Annotated in this window: 18 protein-coding genes and 1 pseudogene; 9 read left to right on the top strand and 10 right to left on the bottom strand. The window is 67.5% G+C overall.

The genetic code is table 11. From position 1 onward, the window contains the following. The first annotated feature begins 55 nt into the window (after positions 1 to 55). Together pyrE and B7D75_RS27605 are read left to right on the top strand one after the other, a co-directional pair. Positions 56 to 697: an orotate phosphoribosyltransferase gene (pyrE, locus tag B7D75_RS27610; RefSeq protein ID WP_012077941.1), complete on the top strand. Its 642-nt coding sequence runs from the start codon at positions 56 to 58 to the stop codon at positions 695 to 697. 20 nt (positions 698 to 717) lie between these two features. Then, positions 718 to 1335, top strand: coding sequence for a hypothetical protein (locus tag B7D75_RS27605; protein ID WP_003150729.1), 618 nt, complete (start codon positions 718 to 720; stop codon positions 1333 to 1335). Here the strand turns inward: B7D75_RS27605 and B7D75_RS27600 are convergent. Next, the gene (locus tag B7D75_RS27600) at positions 1315 to 1779 is read right to left on the bottom strand and encodes an acyl-CoA thioesterase (protein WP_003150728.1); all 465 of its coding nucleotides are present in this window, start codon (positions 1777 to 1779) and stop codon (positions 1315 to 1317) included. The genes B7D75_RS27605 and B7D75_RS27600 overlap by 21 nt on opposite strands. 172 nt (positions 1780 to 1951) lie before the next feature. Here B7D75_RS27600 and B7D75_RS27595 point away from each other — a divergent pair, with 172 nt between their 5' ends. From B7D75_RS27595 to B7D75_RS27585, 3 genes are all read left to right on the top strand, one after another. Further along, complete coding sequence (locus tag B7D75_RS27595; RefSeq protein WP_043098701.1) at positions 1952 to 2335, top strand: c-type cytochrome; 384 nt, start codon at positions 1952 to 1954, stop codon at positions 2333 to 2335. Between the two features lie 77 nt (positions 2336 to 2412). Then, positions 2413 to 3741, top strand: coding sequence for a D-arabinono-1,4-lactone oxidase (locus B7D75_RS27590; protein ID WP_074197294.1), 1329 nt, complete (start codon positions 2413 to 2415; stop codon positions 3739 to 3741). Positions 3742 to 3823: 82 nt separating this feature from the next. Further along, a complete protein-coding gene (locus tag B7D75_RS27585; protein WP_074197295.1) occupies positions 3824 to 5032 on the top strand; it encodes a DSD1 family PLP-dependent enzyme in 1209 nt (402 codons plus the stop codon). Positions 5033 to 5104: 72 nt separating this feature from the next. Here B7D75_RS27585 and B7D75_RS27580 read toward each other — a convergent pair whose 3' ends face one another. Next, complete coding sequence (locus tag B7D75_RS27580; protein WP_012077936.1) at positions 5105 to 6055, bottom strand: SphA family protein; 951 nt, start codon at positions 6053 to 6055, stop codon at positions 5105 to 5107. A gap of 226 nt (positions 6056 to 6281) precedes the next feature. Between B7D75_RS27580 and sphR the strand changes: the two genes are divergently transcribed. Next, positions 6282 to 7352 carry an AraC family transcriptional regulator SphR gene (sphR, locus tag B7D75_RS27575; RefSeq protein ID WP_107114601.1) on the top strand — a complete coding sequence of 357 codons (1071 nt, stop codon included), beginning with the start codon at positions 6282 to 6284 and terminating at the stop codon, positions 7350 to 7352. 44 nt (positions 7353 to 7396) lie between these two features. Here sphR and argB read toward each other — a convergent pair whose 3' ends face one another. The 4 genes and pseudogenes from argB to coaBC form a co-directional block, all read right to left on the bottom strand. Continuing rightward, positions 7397 to 8302, bottom strand: coding sequence for an acetylglutamate kinase (gene argB / locus B7D75_RS27570; protein WP_003157944.1), 906 nt, complete (start codon positions 8300 to 8302; stop codon positions 7397 to 7399). 16 nt (positions 8303 to 8318) lie between these two features. Further along, positions 8319 to 10924 (bottom strand): annotated as a pseudogene (locus tag B7D75_RS29875) (phosphomannomutase/phosphoglucomutase). A 36-nt stretch (positions 10925 to 10960) separates the two neighbouring features. Next, positions 10961 to 11416, bottom strand: a complete 456-nt coding sequence (dut, locus tag B7D75_RS27560; RefSeq protein WP_003156469.1) for a dUTP diphosphatase — start codon at positions 11414 to 11416, stop codon at positions 10961 to 10963. A gap of 7 nt (positions 11417 to 11423) precedes the next feature. Further along, entirely contained in the window at positions 11424 to 12632 is a 1209-nt protein-coding gene (gene coaBC, locus B7D75_RS27555; RefSeq protein ID WP_033997367.1) for a bifunctional phosphopantothenoylcysteine decarboxylase/phosphopantothenate--cysteine ligase CoaBC, read from the bottom strand. A gap of 139 nt (positions 12633 to 12771) precedes the next feature. Here coaBC and radC point away from each other — a divergent pair, with 139 nt between their 5' ends. Further along, positions 12772 to 13446 (top strand): RadC family protein, encoded by a 675-nt coding sequence (radC, locus tag B7D75_RS27550; protein ID WP_043098704.1) that lies wholly within the window; start codon positions 12772 to 12774, stop codon positions 13444 to 13446. Between the two features lie 356 nt (positions 13447 to 13802). On the opposite strand, the gene B7D75_RS29635 is transcribed toward radC, so the two are convergent. Beyond that, positions 13803 to 13997, bottom strand: coding sequence for a hypothetical protein (locus B7D75_RS29635; RefSeq protein ID WP_196622112.1), 195 nt, complete (start codon positions 13995 to 13997; stop codon positions 13803 to 13805). A gap of 25 nt (positions 13998 to 14022) precedes the next feature. Further along, a complete protein-coding gene (locus tag B7D75_RS27540) occupies positions 14023 to 15603 on the bottom strand; it encodes an ABC transporter substrate-binding protein (RefSeq protein WP_034082717.1) in 1581 nt (526 codons plus the stop codon). A gap of 355 nt (positions 15604 to 15958) precedes the next feature. Between B7D75_RS27540 and rpmB the strand changes: the two genes are divergently transcribed. Beyond that, complete coding sequence (gene rpmB, locus B7D75_RS27535; protein WP_003096556.1) at positions 15959 to 16195, top strand: 50S ribosomal protein L28; 237 nt, start codon at positions 15959 to 15961, stop codon at positions 16193 to 16195. A gap of 11 nt (positions 16196 to 16206) precedes the next feature. After that, positions 16207 to 16362, top strand: coding sequence for a 50S ribosomal protein L33 (gene rpmG, locus B7D75_RS27530; protein ID WP_003096555.1), 156 nt, complete (start codon positions 16207 to 16209; stop codon positions 16360 to 16362). A gap of 143 nt (positions 16363 to 16505) precedes the next feature. Here rpmG and B7D75_RS27525 read toward each other — a convergent pair whose 3' ends face one another. Continuing rightward, positions 16506 to 16868: a cupin domain-containing protein gene (locus tag B7D75_RS27525; protein ID WP_012077931.1), complete on the bottom strand. Its 363-nt coding sequence runs from the start codon at positions 16866 to 16868 to the stop codon at positions 16506 to 16508. Positions 16869 to 16935: 67 nt separating this feature from the next. Continuing rightward, positions 16936 to 18270 carry an aspartate aminotransferase family protein gene (locus B7D75_RS27520; protein WP_107114600.1) on the bottom strand — a complete coding sequence of 445 codons (1335 nt, stop codon included), beginning with the start codon at positions 18268 to 18270 and terminating at the stop codon, positions 16936 to 16938. Between the last annotated feature and the right edge of the window lie 72 nt (positions 18271 to 18342).

Raw genomic sequence — 18342 nt, 5'->3', positions numbered from 1 at the left:
GTATGATACCCGAGCTCAAACGGTTTAGCTAAATTCATGCGGCTTGGTGTCATTCATGCAGGCGTATCAGCGCGATTTCATTCGTTTCGCCATCGAGCGCGGGGTTCTGCGCTTCGGTGAGTTCACCCTCAAGTCCGGGCGCACCAGCCCCTATTTCTTCAATGCCGGCCTGTTCGACAGCGGCCTGGCGCTGGCCCGCCTGGGGCGCTTCTACGCCGAGGCGGTGATCGACAGCGGTATCGACTTCGACGTGCTGTTCGGCCCGGCCTACAAGGGCATTCCCCTGGCCGCCACCACCGCGGTGGCCCTCGCCGAGCAGCACCGGCGCGACCTGCCCTGGTGCTTCAACCGCAAGGAAGCCAAGGACCACGGCGAAGGCGGCACGCTGGTCGGCGCGCCGCTGAGCGGCCGGGTGCTGATCATCGACGACGTGATCACCGCCGGCACCGCGATCCGCGAAGTGATGCAGATCATCGACGCCCAGGGCGCCAGGGCGGCGGGCGTGCTGATCGCGCTGAACCGCCAGGAGCGCGGCAAGGGCGAACTGTCGGCGATCCAGGAAGTCGAGCGCGACTTCGGCATGCCGGTGGTGAGCATCGTGTCCCTGGAGCAGGTGCTGGAATATCTTGCCGGAGATGCTGAACTGAAGAAGCATCTGCCGGCGGTAGAGGCCTATCGCGCCCAATACGGTATCTGAACCTTTCACAAGGGACTGGCATGGTCGGACAGGATGTAGTGCGTTGTCTGGTGGCCCTGGGGCTGGCGCTCCAGGGGCTTTCCTTCGGCGTCCAGGCGGCGCCGGGCGGGGCGGTGGAGCTGTACCGCTACGTCAACGACAAGGGCGTGGTGGTGCTCGACCGCCAGGGTGTGCCGCCGCAGTACATCGGCAAGGGCTACCAGGTGCTCAACGACCAGGGCCGGGTGATCCGCACCGTACCGCCGGCGCCGACCGCCGAGGAGCTGCGGCAGCGCAAGGCGGCCCAGGCCCAGGCCAGTTCCGATGCGCAGTTGCTGCGCCTTTACTCCAGCGTCGAGGACGTCGACCGCGCCCGCGAGCGCCGGCTGGCCGAACTGGATGGATTGAGCAGCGTGGCGCGCGGCAACCTCCAGTCGCTCAAGCTGCAACAGGCCAACCTGCAGGGCCAGGCGGCCAGCCAGGAGCGCGCCGGCCGTCCGGTGGCGCAGGGCCTGGTGGACCAGCTGGATGACCTCAGGCAGGAAGAAGCGCGCCTGCAAGGCGAGCTCGATCGCTTCCAGAAAGCTCGCCAGGACGCGGAAAAGACCTATGCCGCCGACCGCGCGCGGCTGTCCCAGCTACTCGGTACGAGCCCCTGATTCCTCTGGGGCCTGCCGCTCGAACACCCTGATCTTCTCGCGCAGCCAGTCCGGCAGGGGCCGGCTCCGTCGCTCGCGCGCATCCGCATGGACGTAGACCAGCTCGCCGATGGTCAGCAACTGCTCGTCGCGCCAGATGCCCAGCTCGAAGACCAGGCTGCTGCGCCCCAGCCGCGCCACCCGGGTGCCGATCTCCAGCCAGTCGTCGAAATGCGCCGGCGCGCGGTATTCCAGGGTGCTCTTCAGCGCGAACAGGTCGCCGCCGCCGCGCAGCAGGTCGGCCGGGTAGGTCATGCCGAGCTGGCGGTAGTACTCGGTGATGGCGACGTCGAGATAGGTCAGGTAATTGCCGTTGAAGACGATTCCCTGGGGATCGACTTCCGCCCAGCGGACCCGCAGGGCATGGAAGAAGGTGAAGTGCCGCCTCTGTATCGTGTCGCTCATGCCGGTTCCTCGGCGCTGCTGGAACCTCGACTCTAGACCGCCGCCGGCCTGTGGAAAAGGGCTGGCCGCAGAACCCCCCGTCGCTGGCCCGCATTGCCCTCATCCTCCACCCGCCGCCGCCTTACTGTTGCCCGACAGCAACGCACGCGCTGCGCCACGAGAGAGGAACACCATGCCGTCCACGTCCCGCCCCGGGTCGAGTCTTCCACGCCTGCGCCACCTGGGGCTGCTGCCGTTGTGCCTGGCGCTGGTCGCCTGCGGGGATTCGGCGGAGCCGCCTCCGGCCGCCGACGTCCAGCGTGTCCCCGCCGACGCCGCGCTGGCGCAGGTCTATTCCGCTAGCTGCAAGCTCTGCCACGCCGATCCGGCTTCCGGCGCGCCGCTGACCGGCGCCGCCGCGGCCTGGGCGCCGCGCCTGGCGCAGGGCATGGACACCCTGCTGGACCACAGCATCAACGGCTACAAGGGCATGCCGCCCATGGGCATGTGCATGCAGTGCTCGGAAGAGCAGTTCCGCGCGTTGATCGAATTCATGTCCGCCGCACAAGACCGATAAGAGGTACCGGCATGCCAAGCCACCTGTCACGACGCCAGCTCCTGCAGCGGGCGGGGGCGCTCGGCGCCTTCGCCGCCCTGGCGGGCAATCCCGCGCTGGCCGAACTGCTTCGGGCGCCGCGCCTGATTCCCTGGCGCAACTGGTCCGGCGCGCAAAGCTGCCTGCCCCTTGCGCGGGAAGCGCCGAAGGACCTCGACGAACTGCTCCGGGTGATCCGCGAGGCTCCCGGGAAAATCCGCCCCGTGGGTTCCGGCCACTCCTTCAGCGCGCTGGTGCCGACCGATGGCACCCTGCTGTCCCTGGCCTACTTCAGCGGCCTGCTCGGTCACGACGGCGACACCCTGCAGGCCGAGTTCGGCGGCGGTACGCCGATGTCGCAGATGGGCGCGCCGCTCAAGGAGATCGGCCAGGCGCTGGTGAACATGGCCGATATCGACTACCAGACCCTGGCCGGCGCCATCGCCACCTCGACCCACGGCACCGGGGTCGGCTTCGGTTCCTATTCCGCCCAGGTCCGCGGCCTGCAGCTGGTCAGCGCCAGCGGCGAGGTGTTCGACTGCGACGCCGCGCGCCACCCCGAGGTGTTCGACGCCGCGCGCGTCTCCCTCGGCGCGCTGGGCGTGGTGACCCGGGTGCGCCTGCAGAACCGCGCGGCCTATCGCCTGCGCGAGCGGCAGTGGATCGCCAGGACCGAGGAACTGCTGGAGGACGTGGAGAAGAACACCCGCGAGAACCAGCATTGGGAGATGCTGGTGGTCACCCATTCCGACTATGCCCTGTCGATCGCCCTCAACGAGACCGAGGAGCCGAAGACCCCGCCGCCGGACCCGGAGGAGGAGGGCGGCAACCAGTTCGTCAGCCTCATCGAGGGGCTCGACAAGTACGTCAGCGACTTCCCCGAGACCCGCCGCACCCTGCTCAACAGCCTGCGCCATTTCGCCCGTTTCGACGAGCGGGTCGACGACTCCTACGCGGTCTACGCCAATGTGCGCAACGTGCGCTTCAACGAGATGGAGTATTCGGTGCCCGCCGAGCACGGCCCGGCCTGCCTGCGCGAGATCCTCGCGCTGATCCGCGGCAAGGACCTGCGTACCTGGTTCCCCATCGAGTACCGCTACGTGAAGGCCGACGACATCCCCCTGAGCATGTTCGAGGGCCGCGACAGCTGTTCCATTTCCGTGCACCAGCACTACAGCATGGACCATCACAACTTCTTCGCCGCGGTGGAGCCGATCTTCTGGAAGTACGCCGGGCGGCCGCACTGGGGCAAGCTGCATGGCCTCAACGCGCGCCAGTTGCAGACGCTCTACCCGCGCTGGCGGGAGTTCGCCGAGGTGCGCCAGGCGCTGGACCCGGACGGCAAGTTTCTCAATGCGCACCTCTCTTCCATCCTGGGCGTGACCTGAAAGGAGCGACGCCGTGAATCGACGCAAGTTCATGTTCGCCGGCCTCGGTGCCGGCGCGCTGCTGGCCGGTACCGCCGCCTGGCTGCGCCCCGCCGACCGCGGCGGGCCGTACGACGACTATTTCCGCGCGCTGAACCGCGAGCTGAAGGCCAACGGGCCGATGTGCCCGGTAATGCTCATCGACCTCGACCGGCTGGACCACAACATCGACGTGGTGATGCGCTCGGTCCGTCGTGGCGGCAAGCAGTTGCGCCTGGTGGAGAAATCGCTGCCCGCGCCGGGCCTGCTGGAATACATCGGCAAGCGTGCCGGGACGCGCCGGCTGATGTCCTTCCACCAGCCGTTCCTCAACCATGACGCGGTCGTCTTCCCGGATGCCGACATCCTGCTGGGCAAGCCGCTGCCGGTGCGTTCGGCGGAGCTGTTCTACCGCGAGCACAAGGGCTCGTTCGATCCGGCCCGGCAACTGCAATGGCTGGTCGACACGCCGCAGCGCCTGCGGCAGTACCTGGCGCTGGCCCAGGGGCTGGGTACGCGGATGCGCATCAACATCGAGCTGGATGTCGGCCTGCACCGTGGCGGAGTGGCCGACCAGGCCGGGCTGGGCGAATTGCTGGCGCTGATCGCGGCGCATCCGCAGCACCTGGAGTTCGCCGGCTTCATGGGCTACGACCCCTTCGTCGGGATGGGCGTGCCGGGCATCCTCGGCTCGCCCGAGGAACTGTTCGCCAGGGTCATGGCGCTCTACCAGGGCCATGTCGACTTCGCCCGCCAGCGTTTCGCCGCGCTGTGGACGCCGCAACTGACCCTGAATACCGCCGGCAGCCCCAGCTATCGCATGCACGAGAACGAGTCGCTGAGCAGCGAGGTCTCGGTGGGCACCGCCATGCTCAAGCCGAGCCACTACGACCTGCCGTCCCTGGCCGAGCACGTGCCGGCCGCCTACATCGCCACGCCGGTCCTCAAGAGCACCGGCGCGGTGCAGATCCCGGCGCTGGACGGCAAGTCGCGGCTGTTTTCCTGGTGGGACCCGAACCAGCGCGGCACCTTCTTCATCTACGGCGGCAACTGGATGGCCGACTTCGCCTCGCCCGCGGGGTTGCGCAGCAACGGCATCTACGGGCGCAGCTCGAACCAGGAGATGGTCAATGGCTCGCCGGCGGTGGGCCTGGCGGTGGACGACCAGGTCTTCCTGCGGCCGACCCAGAGCGAGTCGGTGCTGCTACAGTTCGGCGACCTGCTGGCGCTGCGCGGCGGGCGGATCGTCGAGCGCTGGCCGGTTTACGCCTAGGGCACGCCTGGCACTTTTCCTCGGCGATGGCGGCAGCCCGCAGATAGCGGGCCGCCGCTGCGTTCCGGCGTCTCAGAGTTCGAACGGGATGGTCAGCTTGGCCCACAGCATGTCGCCTTCGGGGCGGTTTTCCACGTCGAACTCCTTGGCCCAGCGGATTTCCGCGCTGGCGTACTTGAGGAAGGTCAGGTGCACGGCCGGGCCGATGGCGAAGACCTGGCCGCGCACGCCGTCGTCGACTTCCTCGCCGAAACCGAAGACCCGCACGGTGTCGCCGTTCTGCTTGTCGTCGGTGGTCTGCTTCAGGTAGTAGCCGTTCAGGCCCAGGCGCAGGTTGTCGGTCACCCGGTAGCTGGCCGAGTAGTCGAAGTGGAAGATCTGCCCCGAGCGGTAGTCGGTGTCGTGGTTCTCCATGTTGAAACTGTAGGTGGCCTTCAGCGACAGCTCGCTGCGCTCGCTGGGCAACCAGGTGAAGGAGAACAGTGGCTTGTAGGTATAGAAGTTGTTGCTGGTGTTGGCCAGGCGGTCGGCGTCGTACTTGCCGGTGGGGATGGTGATCTCCACGGCGGCGGCCAGGGTCAGGTCCTTGCCCCCGTCCCAGAGGATGATCGGCGCGAGGGTGACGTCGCCCTGGCTTTCCCGCTCGTCGCTCAGGCCGAACACGGCCACCCGCTGGCGAATGTAGGGTTGGGCGATGTAGCCGCCGAGGCGGCCGCCGAAGATCCGCAGCGGGCTCAGGTAGTCCAGGCGGGGGATGATCGCATCGGAGCTGATCTTCACGTCGGCGACCTTGCCGCCGAAGGAACTGATGTTCAGCTTCCGGGCTTCGTAGTGGTTGTAGTAGAGGTTGAAGGCGAACATGTGGTCCGGGAGGTTGTTCACGTCCAGCGGCAGGGTGAAGAAACCGTCGGTTCCGGGCCCGATGTTGTCCACGCCGCCTTCGGTGGCGTGGGCACAGCAACTGAGGGCGAGGGTGGCGCAGGCGAACAGGCGCAAGGGCCTGTGGGGGCGGATCGGATTCATGGGCGGGCTCTTATTATTGTCTGGCGATGCTCGGGGGCACGGCATAGGAATAAGCCCAATCGCGGCGCGGAGGCAGGGCATTGCCGGTCAGCCAGGGGGGGATTTGCGGACATTGCGCAATGCTTTGTTACATCTGCGCGGAACGCTATATGATGGGACGCTCATCCCATGTCGCGATCCACCGCCAGAACAAGAACGAAGCCGAGACCGGCTCAGGATTTCGCCCATGCACAACAATGCCGCCGACGCGCGCTACGAACTGGCCCAGGTATCCACTTTCCTGCTGCAGACGCTGGCCGAGGTGATCGAAGGCCATGGCGTCGATCCCGCGCGGCTGTGCCGGGGCCTGGGCTTCACCGTCGAAGACCTGCAGGACCCCACCCAGCGCATCTCCTACCGCCAGGCCGTGAGCATGATCCAGCGTGCCCTCCAGGCTCTGCCGGAGCGGGGGCTGGGGCTGTGGGTCGGCCACCAGAACGTGCTCGGCACCCTTGGCCTGCTGGGCCATGTGCTGTCGCTGTGCCGGACCTTGCGCGACGCGTTCGACATCGGTGTGCGCTACCAGCACAGTTCGGGCGGCATCGTGACTTCCAGCGTCTACCAGCAGGGCGACACTTTCTTCGTCGAAGTCGAATGCCACCTGCCCAGCAGCGACGTACAGGTGTTCGCCATCGAGGAGTTCTTCGCCAGCCTGCTGGTGTATGGGCGTGCCCTGGTCAGTCCGGGGTTCGAACCGTTGGGCATCGAACTCATCCATGCCGCTCCGCCCTATGTGGACGAATACCTGCGCCTGCTGGGTCCCCAGGTACGCTTCGGCTGCCTGCACAACCGCATGACGATCGCCAGCCATTGGCTGGACATGCGCCTGCCCAACCACAACCTGCCGGCGTTGCGCCAGGCGCTGGCCCTGCTCGAGCAGGAAAGCACCCAGGTGCACCGGAAACTCGACCTGGTCCAGGCGGTGGAACGGGCGATCGCCCGCGACCTCAGCCTGGGCAGCCAGATCGAAAGGATTTCCGCCGAACTGAACATGAGCAGCCGCACCCTGCGGCGTCGGCTGGCCGAGCACGGGCTGACCTTCGAGGCATTGCTGGAGCAGGTGCGGCGAGGGCGGGCGATGAGCCTGTTGGGCAATCCCGGGATGTCCATCGAACGTATCACCGAGGAAGTGGGGTACCGCGACATCCGCAGTTTCCGGCGCGCGTTCAAGCGCTGGACGGGGGTGAGCCCGGCGACCTTCCGCAGCGAGGGTGCGAGTCCGCTGGAGCAGGCGTTCGCGCTGGTCGCGCAACGCTGAGGGGGCACCCTCCTGGCGCGCCGGAGCGCGCCAGGACCGGGCGATCAGTGCCGCTTGCGGTTGCTGATCAGGGTGCCGACGCCGCTGTCGGTGAAGATTTCCAGCAGCACGGCGTTGGGCACGCGGCCATCGATGATGTGCGCGCTGGTCACCCCGCCCTGCACCGCTTCCAGGGCGCAGCGGATCTTCGGCAGCATGCCGCCGTAGATGGTGCCGTCGGCGATCAGCTCGTTGACCTGTTCGGTGGACAGCCCGGTCAGCACCTGGCCCTGCTTGTCCATCAGGCCGGCGATGTTGGTCAGCAGCATCAGCTTCTCGGCCTTCAGCGCCTCAGCCACCTTGCCGGCCACCAGGTCGGCGTTGATATTGTAGGACTCGCCGTTGCTGCCCACGCCGATCGGCGCGATCACCGGGATGAAGTCGCCCTTGACCAGCATGTTCAGCAGCTCGACGTTGACCCCGGTGACTTCGCCCACATGGCCGATGTCGATGATTTCCGGCTTGGTCATCTCCGGGGTCTGGCGGGTCACGGTGAGCTTCTTCGCGCGGATCAGCTCGGCGTCCTTGCCGGTCAGGCCGATGGCGCTGCCGCCGTGGCGGTTGATCAGGTTGACGATGTCCTTGTTCACCTGGCCGCCGAGGACCATCTCCACCACGTCCATGGTCGCCGCGTCGGTGACGCGCATGCCGTCGATGAAGTGGCTCTCGATCGACAGGCGCTTGAGCAGGTCGCCGATCTGCGGGCCGCCGCCATGCACCACCACGGGATTGATGCCGACCGCTTTCATCAGCACCACGTCGCGGGCGAAGCCGGCCTTCAGTTCCTCGCTTTCCATGGCGTTGCCGCCGTACTTGATCACCAGCGTCTTGCCGACGAAGCGGCGGATGTAGGGCAGGGCCTCGGAAAGGACCTTGGCAACCTGGGCGGCGTCATCGCGACTCAGGGTCATGGGGAGCTCCGACATGTCAGAAGGGCACGGGCAGCGAGGAATCCACTGCCTTCAGTTGGTTGCGGAAGACGGTCTTGATGCGCTCCAGTTCGTCCTCGGTATCCGCCTCGAAGCGCAGCACCAGCACCGGTGTGGTGTTGGAGGCGCGGACCAGGCCCCAGCCTTTGGGGTAGTCGACCCGCACGCCGTCGAGGGTGGTGATGTTGCCTTCGCCCCACTGCGCATCGCGTTGCAGCGCCTCGATGATGGCGAACTTGCTCTCCTCGGTGACGGTGATGTTGATTTCCGGGGTGGAAATGTCGCTCGGGAAGGCCGAGAACACATGCTCGCTGTCGCGCTGGTCCTGGCTGAGGATCTCCAGCAGGCGGGCGGCACTGTAGATGCCGTCGTCGAAGCCGAACCAGCGCTCCTTGAAGAACACGTGGCCGCTCATCTCGCCGGCCAGCAGGGCGCCGGTTTCCTTCATTTTCTTCTTGATCAGCGAGTGACCGGTCTTCCACATCACCGGACGGCCGCCGTAGCCGCTGATCAGCGAGATCAGGCGACGGGTGCACTTGACGTCGAAGATGATGTCGGCGCCCGGGTTGCGCGAGACCACGTCCTTGGCGAACAGCATCAGCAGGCGGTCGGGGTAGATGATGGTGCCGGTGTTGGTCACCACGCCGACGCGGTCGCCGTCGCCGTCGAAGGCCAGGCCCAGGTCGGCGTTCTCGGCCTTGACCTTGGCGATCAGGTCCTTCAGGTTCTCCGGCTTGCCCGGGTCCGGGTGATGGTTCGGGAAGTTGCCGTCGACCTCGCAGTACAGCGGGATCACGCTGCAGCCCAGGGCCTCGATCAATTGCGGGGCGATCACCCCGGCGACGCCATTGCCGCAGTCGACCACCACCTTCATCGGCTTGGCCATGGCGATGTCGTCGCGGATCTGCTTGAAGTAGCGCGGCAGGATATCGACCTGCTCGACGCTGCCGACCCCGGACGCCAGGTCGTTGTTCTCGATGCGTTCGCGCAGCGCCTGGATCTGCTCGTTGGCCAGGGTCTCGCCGGCCACCACGATCTTGAAGCCGTTGTAGTCCGGCGGGTTATGGCTGCCGGTGAGCATCACTCCGGACTTGCCCTCGAGCACGTTGGCCGCGTAGTACAGCACCGGTGTCGGCACCATGCCCACGTCGCTGACCTGGCAACCGCAGTCCACCAGGCCCTGGATCAGCCGCTCGACCAGTTCGGGACCGGACAGGCGGCCATCACGGCCGACGGCGACGCACGGCTCGCCGCGGGCGAGGCTTTCAGAGCCGATGGCGCGGCCGATCCAGTAGGCGGTCTCGGCGGTGAGGGTGTCGCCTACCACGCCGCGGATGTCGTAGGCGCGGAAGATGCTGGCGGGCAGCGTCGGGGCTTTTGCAGTGCTCATGATGGGGGTTTGCTCCAATCCCAGGAGGTCCTGGTCTTCATCGAGAATGTCGATATCCAGAATGTCGGTGTTCTGGAACAACGGATCTGCCAGTGCCGGCTCCTCGCGGGGAGGCGCTTTCGTCACCGCCACCGGTGCGACCGGCGCTGCCTTGGCAGGGCTGGGCGCGCTGGCCGGCTCCGGCTTGCGCCGCGGCTGGCGGGCCAGTGCCTGGATCAGCGGGGCGAAGCCCGGCAGGCTGGGCACAGGGGGTTTGGCAGTGCGTTGCCCGCCGAGTTCCTGAAGATACTGACCGAGGGTCAGGACATCCTGGTGCAGGCGGCGCAACAGCGACGAACGGGTGAGGTAGGCGCCGAGCACGCCGCCGAGCAGCGCCAGCAGCGCCGCGAGCCCCAGCAGCAACGGCGAGGCCTGGCTGGCCGCGGTGCTGCCGGGGGTGTAGTTCAGCTTCCAGTTCGGGTTGCCGCTGTCCAGCGCCTGTGCGCCCTGGTCCGGCGCTGCCGTACCGCGTTGCAGCAGCACCTGGGCCGGCGCCCCGGAGAACTGCTGGACCAGTTGCACCTGGCCGGCATCGTCCGGCAGGGGGGCAGGGCGCGCAGCAGCCGTTGCAGGTCGACCGCCAGCAGCAGCGTGCCCTGCAGGCTCTGGTCGGCGCCGCGCACCGGCGCGGCGCTGTACAGCAGCCAGCGCTGGCCGACCTTGTAGGCTTCGGCGGCGACGCTCTGGCCGCTTTCGACCCGGTGCAGGATGTCCAGGGCGGCGAAGCTGACCGGAGCGGGGCTGGCGTTGTCCTGGACGGCCTGGCCCGGCGCGTTCAGGTGGGCATCGACCACGCCGTCCCAGGCCAGCAGGCTGCGCTGGGCGGCCTCGATACGGGCGGCGTCGCCACTCTGCAGGGCTTCGAGGGCGAGGGGGCTGGCCGCGGCGGCGCGGGTGTCGGCGGCGAGCTGCTGCAGGGCCTGGCGCAGGGCGCCGGCCTGGCCGTTGGCCCAGGCGGCGTCCAACTGGCGTTGCTGCTCCTCGCCGGCGCCGCCGAAGACGCCGAACCACAGGAGCGCGCTGGCGGCCGCCACGCCCAACAGGCTGGCGCCGATGCCGGGCAGCAGGTCCTTGCCGTCGGCGCGTTCGGATGGCGCCTTGAGCTGTTTCTTTTCCGCTTCGAGCAGGTCGCCCAACTCGTTCCCTTCCTTGGCGGTGCGCTGGAAAAGCTTCATGCCGCGTCTCCTTGGCGTCTCGTCCTGTGGTCGGGATCAGTGGCTGCCGGAATGACCGAAGCCGCCGGCGCCGCGCTGGCTCTCGTCGAACTGCTCGACCAGCTCGAAATGCGCCTGCACCACCGGTACCAGCACCAACTGCGCGATGCGCTCGCCAACGGCGATGGTGAATGGCGACTCGCCGCGGTTCCAGCAGGACACCATCAGCTCGCCCTGGTAGTCGGAATCGATCAGACCGACCAGGTTGCCCAGCACGATGCCGTGCTTGTGGCCCAGGCCGGAGCGCGGCAGGACCAGGGCGGCGAGGCCCGGGTCGGCGATGTGGATGGACAGGCCGGTGGGGATCAGCAGGGTCTGACCCGGGCCGAGGACGGTGTCCTCCTCGAGCATGGCGCGCAGGTCCAGTCCGGCGGAGCCCGGCGTGGCGTATTGCGGCAGCGGGAAGTCGGTGCCCAGGCGGGGGTCGAGGATCTTGGCTTGGAGAGAGTGCATCGGTAACTCAGTTCTGGTTGAGGCGGTCGGCGATGAACCCGATCAGCTGGCGAGCGATCTTGCCCTTGCTGGTCTGGGCGAAGCTGCTCGGGTGCAGGTCGCGGTCGATCACCGTGATCGCGTTCTCGTCGCTGTTGAAGCCGATCGAGGGGTTGGCCACGTCGTTGGCGACGATCAGGTCGAGGTTCTTGTCCTTCAGCTTGCGTGCAGCGTAGTCCAGCAGGTTTTCGGTTTCCGCGGCGAAGCCCACGCTGAAGGGGCGATCCTCGCGCTGGGCGAGGGTGGCGAGGATGTCGGGATTGCGCACCAGCTGCAAGAGCAAGCCCTCACCGCTGGCAGGGTCTTTCTTCAGTTTGTGCGCGGCGACCACTTCCGGACGGTAGTCGGCGACCGCCGCGGAGGCGATCAGCAGGTCGCAGGGCATCGCCGCCTCGCAGGCGGCGAGCATGTCGCGGGCGCTGACCACGTCGACGCGCTGCACCCGGTCGGGGGTCGGCAGGTGTACCGGGCCGGTGACCAGGGTCACCCGCGCGCCGGCCTCCACCGCCGCTTCGGCGAGGGCGAAGCCCATCTTCCCGGAACTGTGGTTGGTGATGTAGCGCACCGGGTCGATGTTTTCCTGGGTCGGCCCGGCGGTGATCAGCACATGCACGCCGGTCAGCGCCTGGCGCTGGAAGCAGTCGGCGGCGCGCTGCGCCAGCTCGTCGGCCTCGAGCATGCGGCCGAGGCCGACGTCGCCGCAGGCCTGGCTGCCCGCTGCCGGGCCGAACAGGTGGAAGCCGCGCTGGCGCAGCAGTTCGGCGTTGGCCTGGGTCGCGGTGTCGCGCCACATGGCCTGGTTCATCGCGGGCGCCAGGGCGATCTGCGCATCGGTGGCCAGCACCAGGGTGGTCAGCAGGTCGTTGGCCACGCCCTGGACCAGGCGCGCCATGAGGTCGGCGGTGGCCGGGGCGATCAGTACCAGGTCGGCCCAGCGGGCCAGTTCGATGTGGCCCATCGCGGCTTCCGCCGCCGGGTCCAGCAGGTCGGTGTGCACCGGGTGGCCGGACAGCGCCTGGAGGGTCAGGGGCGTGATGAACTCGCGGCCGCCCTGGGTCATCACCACTCGGACTTCAGCGCCCTGGTCGCGCAGGCGGCGGACCAGTTCGGCGCTCTTGTAGGCGGCAATGCCGCCGCCCACGCCGAGGACGATGCGTTTCCGATAGAGCCGCTGCATAGGCCTGCCTTAATAAGGAAATGGATGACATGCGCGTCGGCAGACGCGCCTCCCCAGGTCGTCTGCCGCGCAAAAAGGATGGGCTAAGATAGCACAGCGTCCGCACGGGAACAGCGGGCCGGCTCGATGGGGAAAGCGAATGAGCATCCGCGATTGGCCCGAGGCCGAACGGCCTCGGGAGAAGCTTCTGGAGCAGGGCGCGGCGACCCTGTCCGATGCCGAACTGCTGGCGATCTTCCTGCGCACCGGGGTCACCGGTTGCAGCGCGGTGGAGCTGGCGCGGCGCCTGCTGGGCGAGTTCGGCAGCCTGCGAGCGCTGCTCGAGGCCGACCTGGCGGCGTTCTGTGGCCATCTCGGGCTCGGCGTGGCGAAGTACGCGCAATTGCAGGCGGTGCTGGAGATGGGCCGCCGCCACCTGGCCGAGCGCCTGCGCCGCGACTCGGTACTGGAGAGCCCGCAGGCGGTGCGCGACTACCTCAAGGCGCGCCTGCGCCATGAGCAGCATGAGGTGTTCGCCTGCCTGTTCCTCGATACCCGGCATCGTGTCCTGGCCTTCGAGGTGCTGTTCCAGGGCAGCATCGACGGCGCCAGCGTCTACCCGCGACAGGTGGTCAAGCGCGCCCTGGCGCACAACGCGGCGGCGCTCATCCTCACCCACAACCATCCTTCCGGCGACGCCCGCCCGAGTCTCGCCGACCGCCAACTGACCGCGCGGCTCAAGGAAGCGCTGGCGCTGATCGATGTGCGCGTGCTGGACCACTTCATCATCGGCGACGGCGAACCCCTGTCGCTGGCCGAATACGGCTGGATGTGAGGCTCGGGAAAGGCGCCGCGCGATGCCTGCCAGCAGGCGCCGGCGGATCAGTCCGCTGACCGGTCGGATCGCCAGCCAGTAGGGAGTGAAGCGCAGGCGGCTGGCGCGGTCGGGACAGAACGCCCGGGTTTCCGTGTGCAACAGGGTGCCGCCGGCGCTGCCCTGTGTGCAGCGGAAGCCGAGCACCAGCTTGGCGACGCCGGGCTGGGCGTAGCGGCGGAACTGCTCGCCGTCGGCGATGCGCTCCAGGGCGAAGTCGGCGCGCCAGAAGCGGCCGACCAGGCCGTAGGCGACGGCCTCGTCGCCGCGCCGCTCCAGGCGGGTGAACTCGTGCAGGCCGAAGCGTGGGCGGTTCGTCAGGTCGTTGTGCCGGCCCAGCAGGCCAGCCGCCCAGGAGCCTCGCGCAGGGCGAGAAGGGGGCGTACCAGCGGGTCGTCGAAGCGCACCTGGTCTTCCACCGCATCGGGCACGGCGGCGGCTGGCGCGGCGATCAGCCGCTGGTGGCGTTCGCTGAACTGGTAGCGCGGCAGGTAATGCTGGTCGAGATCCATCGCAACGCCCTCCCTGGCGTTTTCCTCAGGGTTTCACTGCGACCCGGGAAAAATCCTGGCGGCCGAACGGGTTGACCTGGTAGCCCTGTACCTCCTTGCGCGCCAGGGCGTAGGCGGTCGGGTGCGCCAGGGGCAGCCACAACGCCTGCTCGTGGATCAGCTTCTGCGCCTGGTGGTACAGCCTGCCGCGCTGCGCCTGGTCGCTGGCGGCCTTGCCGTCGGCGATCAGCTTGTCGAGCGCGGGCTCGCAATAACGGGCGAAGTTGAGCCCGGACTTGACGCTGGCGCAGCTGAATTGCGGAGTGAGGAAGTTATCCGGGTCGCCGTTGTCGCCGGCCCAGCCCATGAACAGCAGGTCATGCTCGCCGTTCTTGGCGCGACGGATCAGCTCGCCCCACTCGATCACGCGGATGCTGGCCTTGATCCCGACCTCGGCCAGGTCGGACTGGAGCAGTTGCGCGCCGAGGCTCGGGTTGGGGTTGAGCAGGCTGCCGGAAGGGCGGGTCCAGATGTTCAGCTCGGCAAGCTGCTTGCCAGCCAGCAGCTTGCGCGCCTGTTCGGGGTCGTGCGGGTAGGCGGGAATATCCCTGGCATAGCTCCAGGTGTTCGGCGGATAGATGCCGGTGGCGGCGCTGGCGCTGCCCTCGAATACCGCCTGCAGGTAGCTGGCACGGTCGAAGGCGAGGTTGATCGCCTGGCGCACCTCGGGATCGTCCAGTGGCGGATGCTGGGTATTGAGGGCGACGAAGGCGGTCATGAAGGCCGGCGTCTGCTCGACCTTCAGGCTGGCGTCCTTGCGCGCGCTCTCAACGTCCAGCGGCTTCGGCGACAGGGCGATCTGGCATTCGCCGCGGCGCAGCTTCTGCAGCCGCACGTTGGCGTCCGGGGTGATGGCGAAGATCAGCGCGTCGACCGCCGGCTTGCCGGCGAAGTACTCGGGATTGGCGGCGTAGCGCACCACCGCGTCCTTCTGGAAGCGCTTGAACACGAACGGGCCGCTGCCGATCGGCTGGGCGTTGAGCTTCTCCGGGGTTCCGGCCTTCATCAACTGGTCGGCGTACTCCGCCGAATAGATGGAGGCGAAGCCCATGCTCAGCATCGGCAGGAAGGTCGCGTCGGGGTGGTCGAGGACGAACAGCACCTGATGGTCGCCGCTTTTCTCCACTCGCTTGATCAACTGCGGCAACTGCATCGACTGGGCGTGCGGGAAGCCGTTCTGCGCCACCTTGTGCCAGGGATCGGCCGGGTCGAGCATGCGCCGGAAGCTGAATACCACGTCGTCGGCGTTCAGCGCGCGGCTCGGCTTGAAGTAGGCGGTGCGGTGGAAGCGCACGTCCTGGCGCAGGTCGAAGCGGTAGTTCAGGCCGTCGTCGGACACCGTCCAGCGTTCGGCCAGCGACGGCACCACCGCGCCCTTGCCGGCGTCGAACTCGACCAGGCGGTTCATCAGCACGTCGGCCGAGGCGTTGGTGGTGGTCAGCGAGTTGTACTGGACCACGTCGAAGCCTTCCGGGCTGGCTTCGGTGCACACGCTCAGGGCCGCTGCGGCGGCGGGTTGGGCAAACAGCAAGGGGGCGAGGAACAGGGAGAACGCGGCGAGGCGCATGACGGGCTCCATTCGAACGGTTAACATGCCCATCCGCAGCGGTTGGGCGCAGTCATGCAAGGCCGTTGGCGGCCTTGAGTCGCTACCCTAGACCATGCGGCGGGCAGCGACAACGAGGCAAGGCGACGAACGGCACCGGTGCGGACCCCGCACCGAGGCGGGCCGCGCCGCGCCATGGGGTGCTCACCCTTGCGGCGCGGGGCGCCTTTCTGATATAAAGCTGCGCTCTTTTCTGGGGCCACGCTCTCCTTCGTCGGGATGCAGCGGGTAAGACCCCGGTGAAACTGAGTATCGAACTTGAGTTAAAGCAGCCAACCCATGCCGGGTTGGGCATGAGGTTATAGAGGGCTGAGGCATGTCTAGAGTCTGTCAAGTAACCGGTAAGGGTCCGGTTACCGGGAATAACATTTCCCACGCACACAACAAAACCCGCCGCCGTTTCCTGCCGAACCTGCAGCACCACCGTTTCTGGGTCGAGTCCGAGAAGCGCTTCGTGCGTCTGCGCGTTTCCGCCAAGGGCATGCGTATCATCGACAAGCGTGGCATCGAGGCCGTCCTGGCTGACCTGCGTGCCCGCGGCGAAAAATTCTAAGGAGCTGAATCATGCGTGAATTGATTCGTCTGGTGTCCAGCGCCGGTACCGGCCACTTCTACACCACCGACAAGAACAAGCGTACCAAGCCTGAGAAGATCGAGATCAAGAAGTACGATCCGGTCGTTCGTCAGCACGTGATCTACAAGGAAGCCAAGATCAAGTAATTGATCCGGCACCTTGCGAAAAGCCCGCCTCCCGGCGGGCTTTTTCATTTCCGCGCGAATGCGGGCGCTCCGCGGCCGGCGCATAAAAAAGCCCGCCAGGCGGCGGGCAAGGGTAACAAGCATTCGGGGGATGAAGCCGGGGCTCAGGCCTTGGCTTCGAAGATCACGTAGACCTTGCGACAGGCCTCGAGCACCTCCCAGGTGCCCTGGAAGCCGGCGGGGATCACGAAGCGGTCGCCGGCGCGCACGGTCTTGGCGTTGCCGTGGCGGTCGCGCAGCACCGAGACGCCCTGGAGGATCTCGCAGTATTCGTGCTCGGTGTAGTTCACCGTCCACTGGCCGACGGCGCCCTCCCAGATGCCGGCGTTGAACTGCCCGCAGGGGCTGCCGTAGTGGTTGCGCACGCTCTGTTTCGGGTCGCCCTTGAGGACCTTTTCCGGCGCCGGGCTGTAGTGTTCCGGGGCGCTGTTGGCCTGGGCAAAGTCGACGATCTGTTCGATGTTCATGCTGACTCTCGGTTCTTGTGGTTCTGGCCAGGTTCTGGCGGGGCGGCGCCGGGCCGCCCGCCGGGGGTCAGGCGCTGGCGCGGATGGCCTGGGCCAGGCGCTCGACGATCTGGTCGATGTGGGCCCTGTCGATGATCAGCGGCGGCGACATGGCGATGATGTCGCCGGTCACCCGGACCATCAGGTCGTGCTCCCAGAAGCAGCGCTCGAAGACTTCGTAGCCGCGCTTGCCCGGCGCGTCCGCGTGCGGCGCCAGCTGCACGCCGCCGACCAGGCCGACGGCGCGGATGTCGGTCACGTTGGGCAGTTCGCGCAGGCTGAACAGGGCGTCCTGCCAGTAGCCTTCCAGTTCCACGGCTTGCTGGAGCAGGTTGTCGCGGCGGTAGATGTCCAGGGTCGCCAGGGCGGCGGCGCAGGCCACCGGGTGGCCGGAATAGGTGTAGCCATGGAAGAACTCGATGGCGCCCTGCGGGCCCTGCATGAAGGCTTCGTGGATCTTCTCGTCGACGAACACCGCGCCCATCGGGATGCTGCCGTTGGTCAGGCCCTTGGCGCAGGTGAGGATGTCCGGGGTCACGCCCCAGCGCTGCGCGGCGAAAGCTTCGCCGACGCGGCCGAAGCCGGTGATCACTTCGTCGAAGATCAGCAGGATGCCGTGCTTGCGGGTGATCTCGCGCAGTCGCTGCAGGTAGCCCTTGGGCGGCAGCACCACGCCGGCCGAGCCGGACATCGGCTCGACGATCACCGCGGCGATGTTCTCGGCGCCATGCAGGGTCACCAGGCGCACCAGCTCCTCGGCCTTTTCCGCGCCATGCTCGGGCAGGCCGACGGTGAAGGCGTTGCGGGCGACATCGAGGGTATGCGGCAGGTGGTCGACCCCTGGCAGCAGGTTGGCGGAGAAGGCCTTGCGGTTGTTGACCATGCCGCCCACCGACAGGCCGCCGAAGCCTACCCCGTGGTAGCCCAGCTCGCGGCCGATCAGGCGGGTGCGGGTACCCTGGCCGATGGCGCGCTGGTAGGCGAGGGCGACCTTCAGCGCGGTGTCCGCCGACTCCGAGCCGGAGTTGGTGAAGAACACCTTGTTCAGCCCTTGCGGGGCGATTTCCGCCAGGCGCGCGGCGAGTTCGAAGGGCAGCGGGTGGCCCATCTGGAACGGCGGGGCGTAGTCGAGGCTGGCGATCTGCCGGGCCACCGCCTCGCTGATCTCGCGCCGGCCGTGGCCGGCGTTGCAGCACCAGAGGCCGGCGGTGCCGTCGAGGATGCGGCGCCCGCCTTGGGCGATGTAGTGGATGCCTTCGGCGCTTTCCAGCAGGCGCGGCCGCGCCTTGAACTGGCGGTTGGCGGTGAAGGGCATCCAGAAGTTGTCGAGGCTGCTCGACTGCGGCTCGTTATTCATTGTCATAGGCCACCCAGGTTGCACGCGAGGGATGAAGACGCTGGTCCGGGCGAGTCTATGTTTAAAATAATGAACGTG

This window comes from Pseudomonas paraeruginosa, from assembly GCF_003025345.2.
In the GTDB taxonomy this organism is placed as follows: Bacteria; Pseudomonadota; Gammaproteobacteria; order Pseudomonadales; family Pseudomonadaceae; genus Pseudomonas; species Pseudomonas paraeruginosa.
The sequence above is the reverse complement of the archived record's forward strand: the minus strand, read 5'-3'. Positions and strand labels throughout refer to the sequence as shown.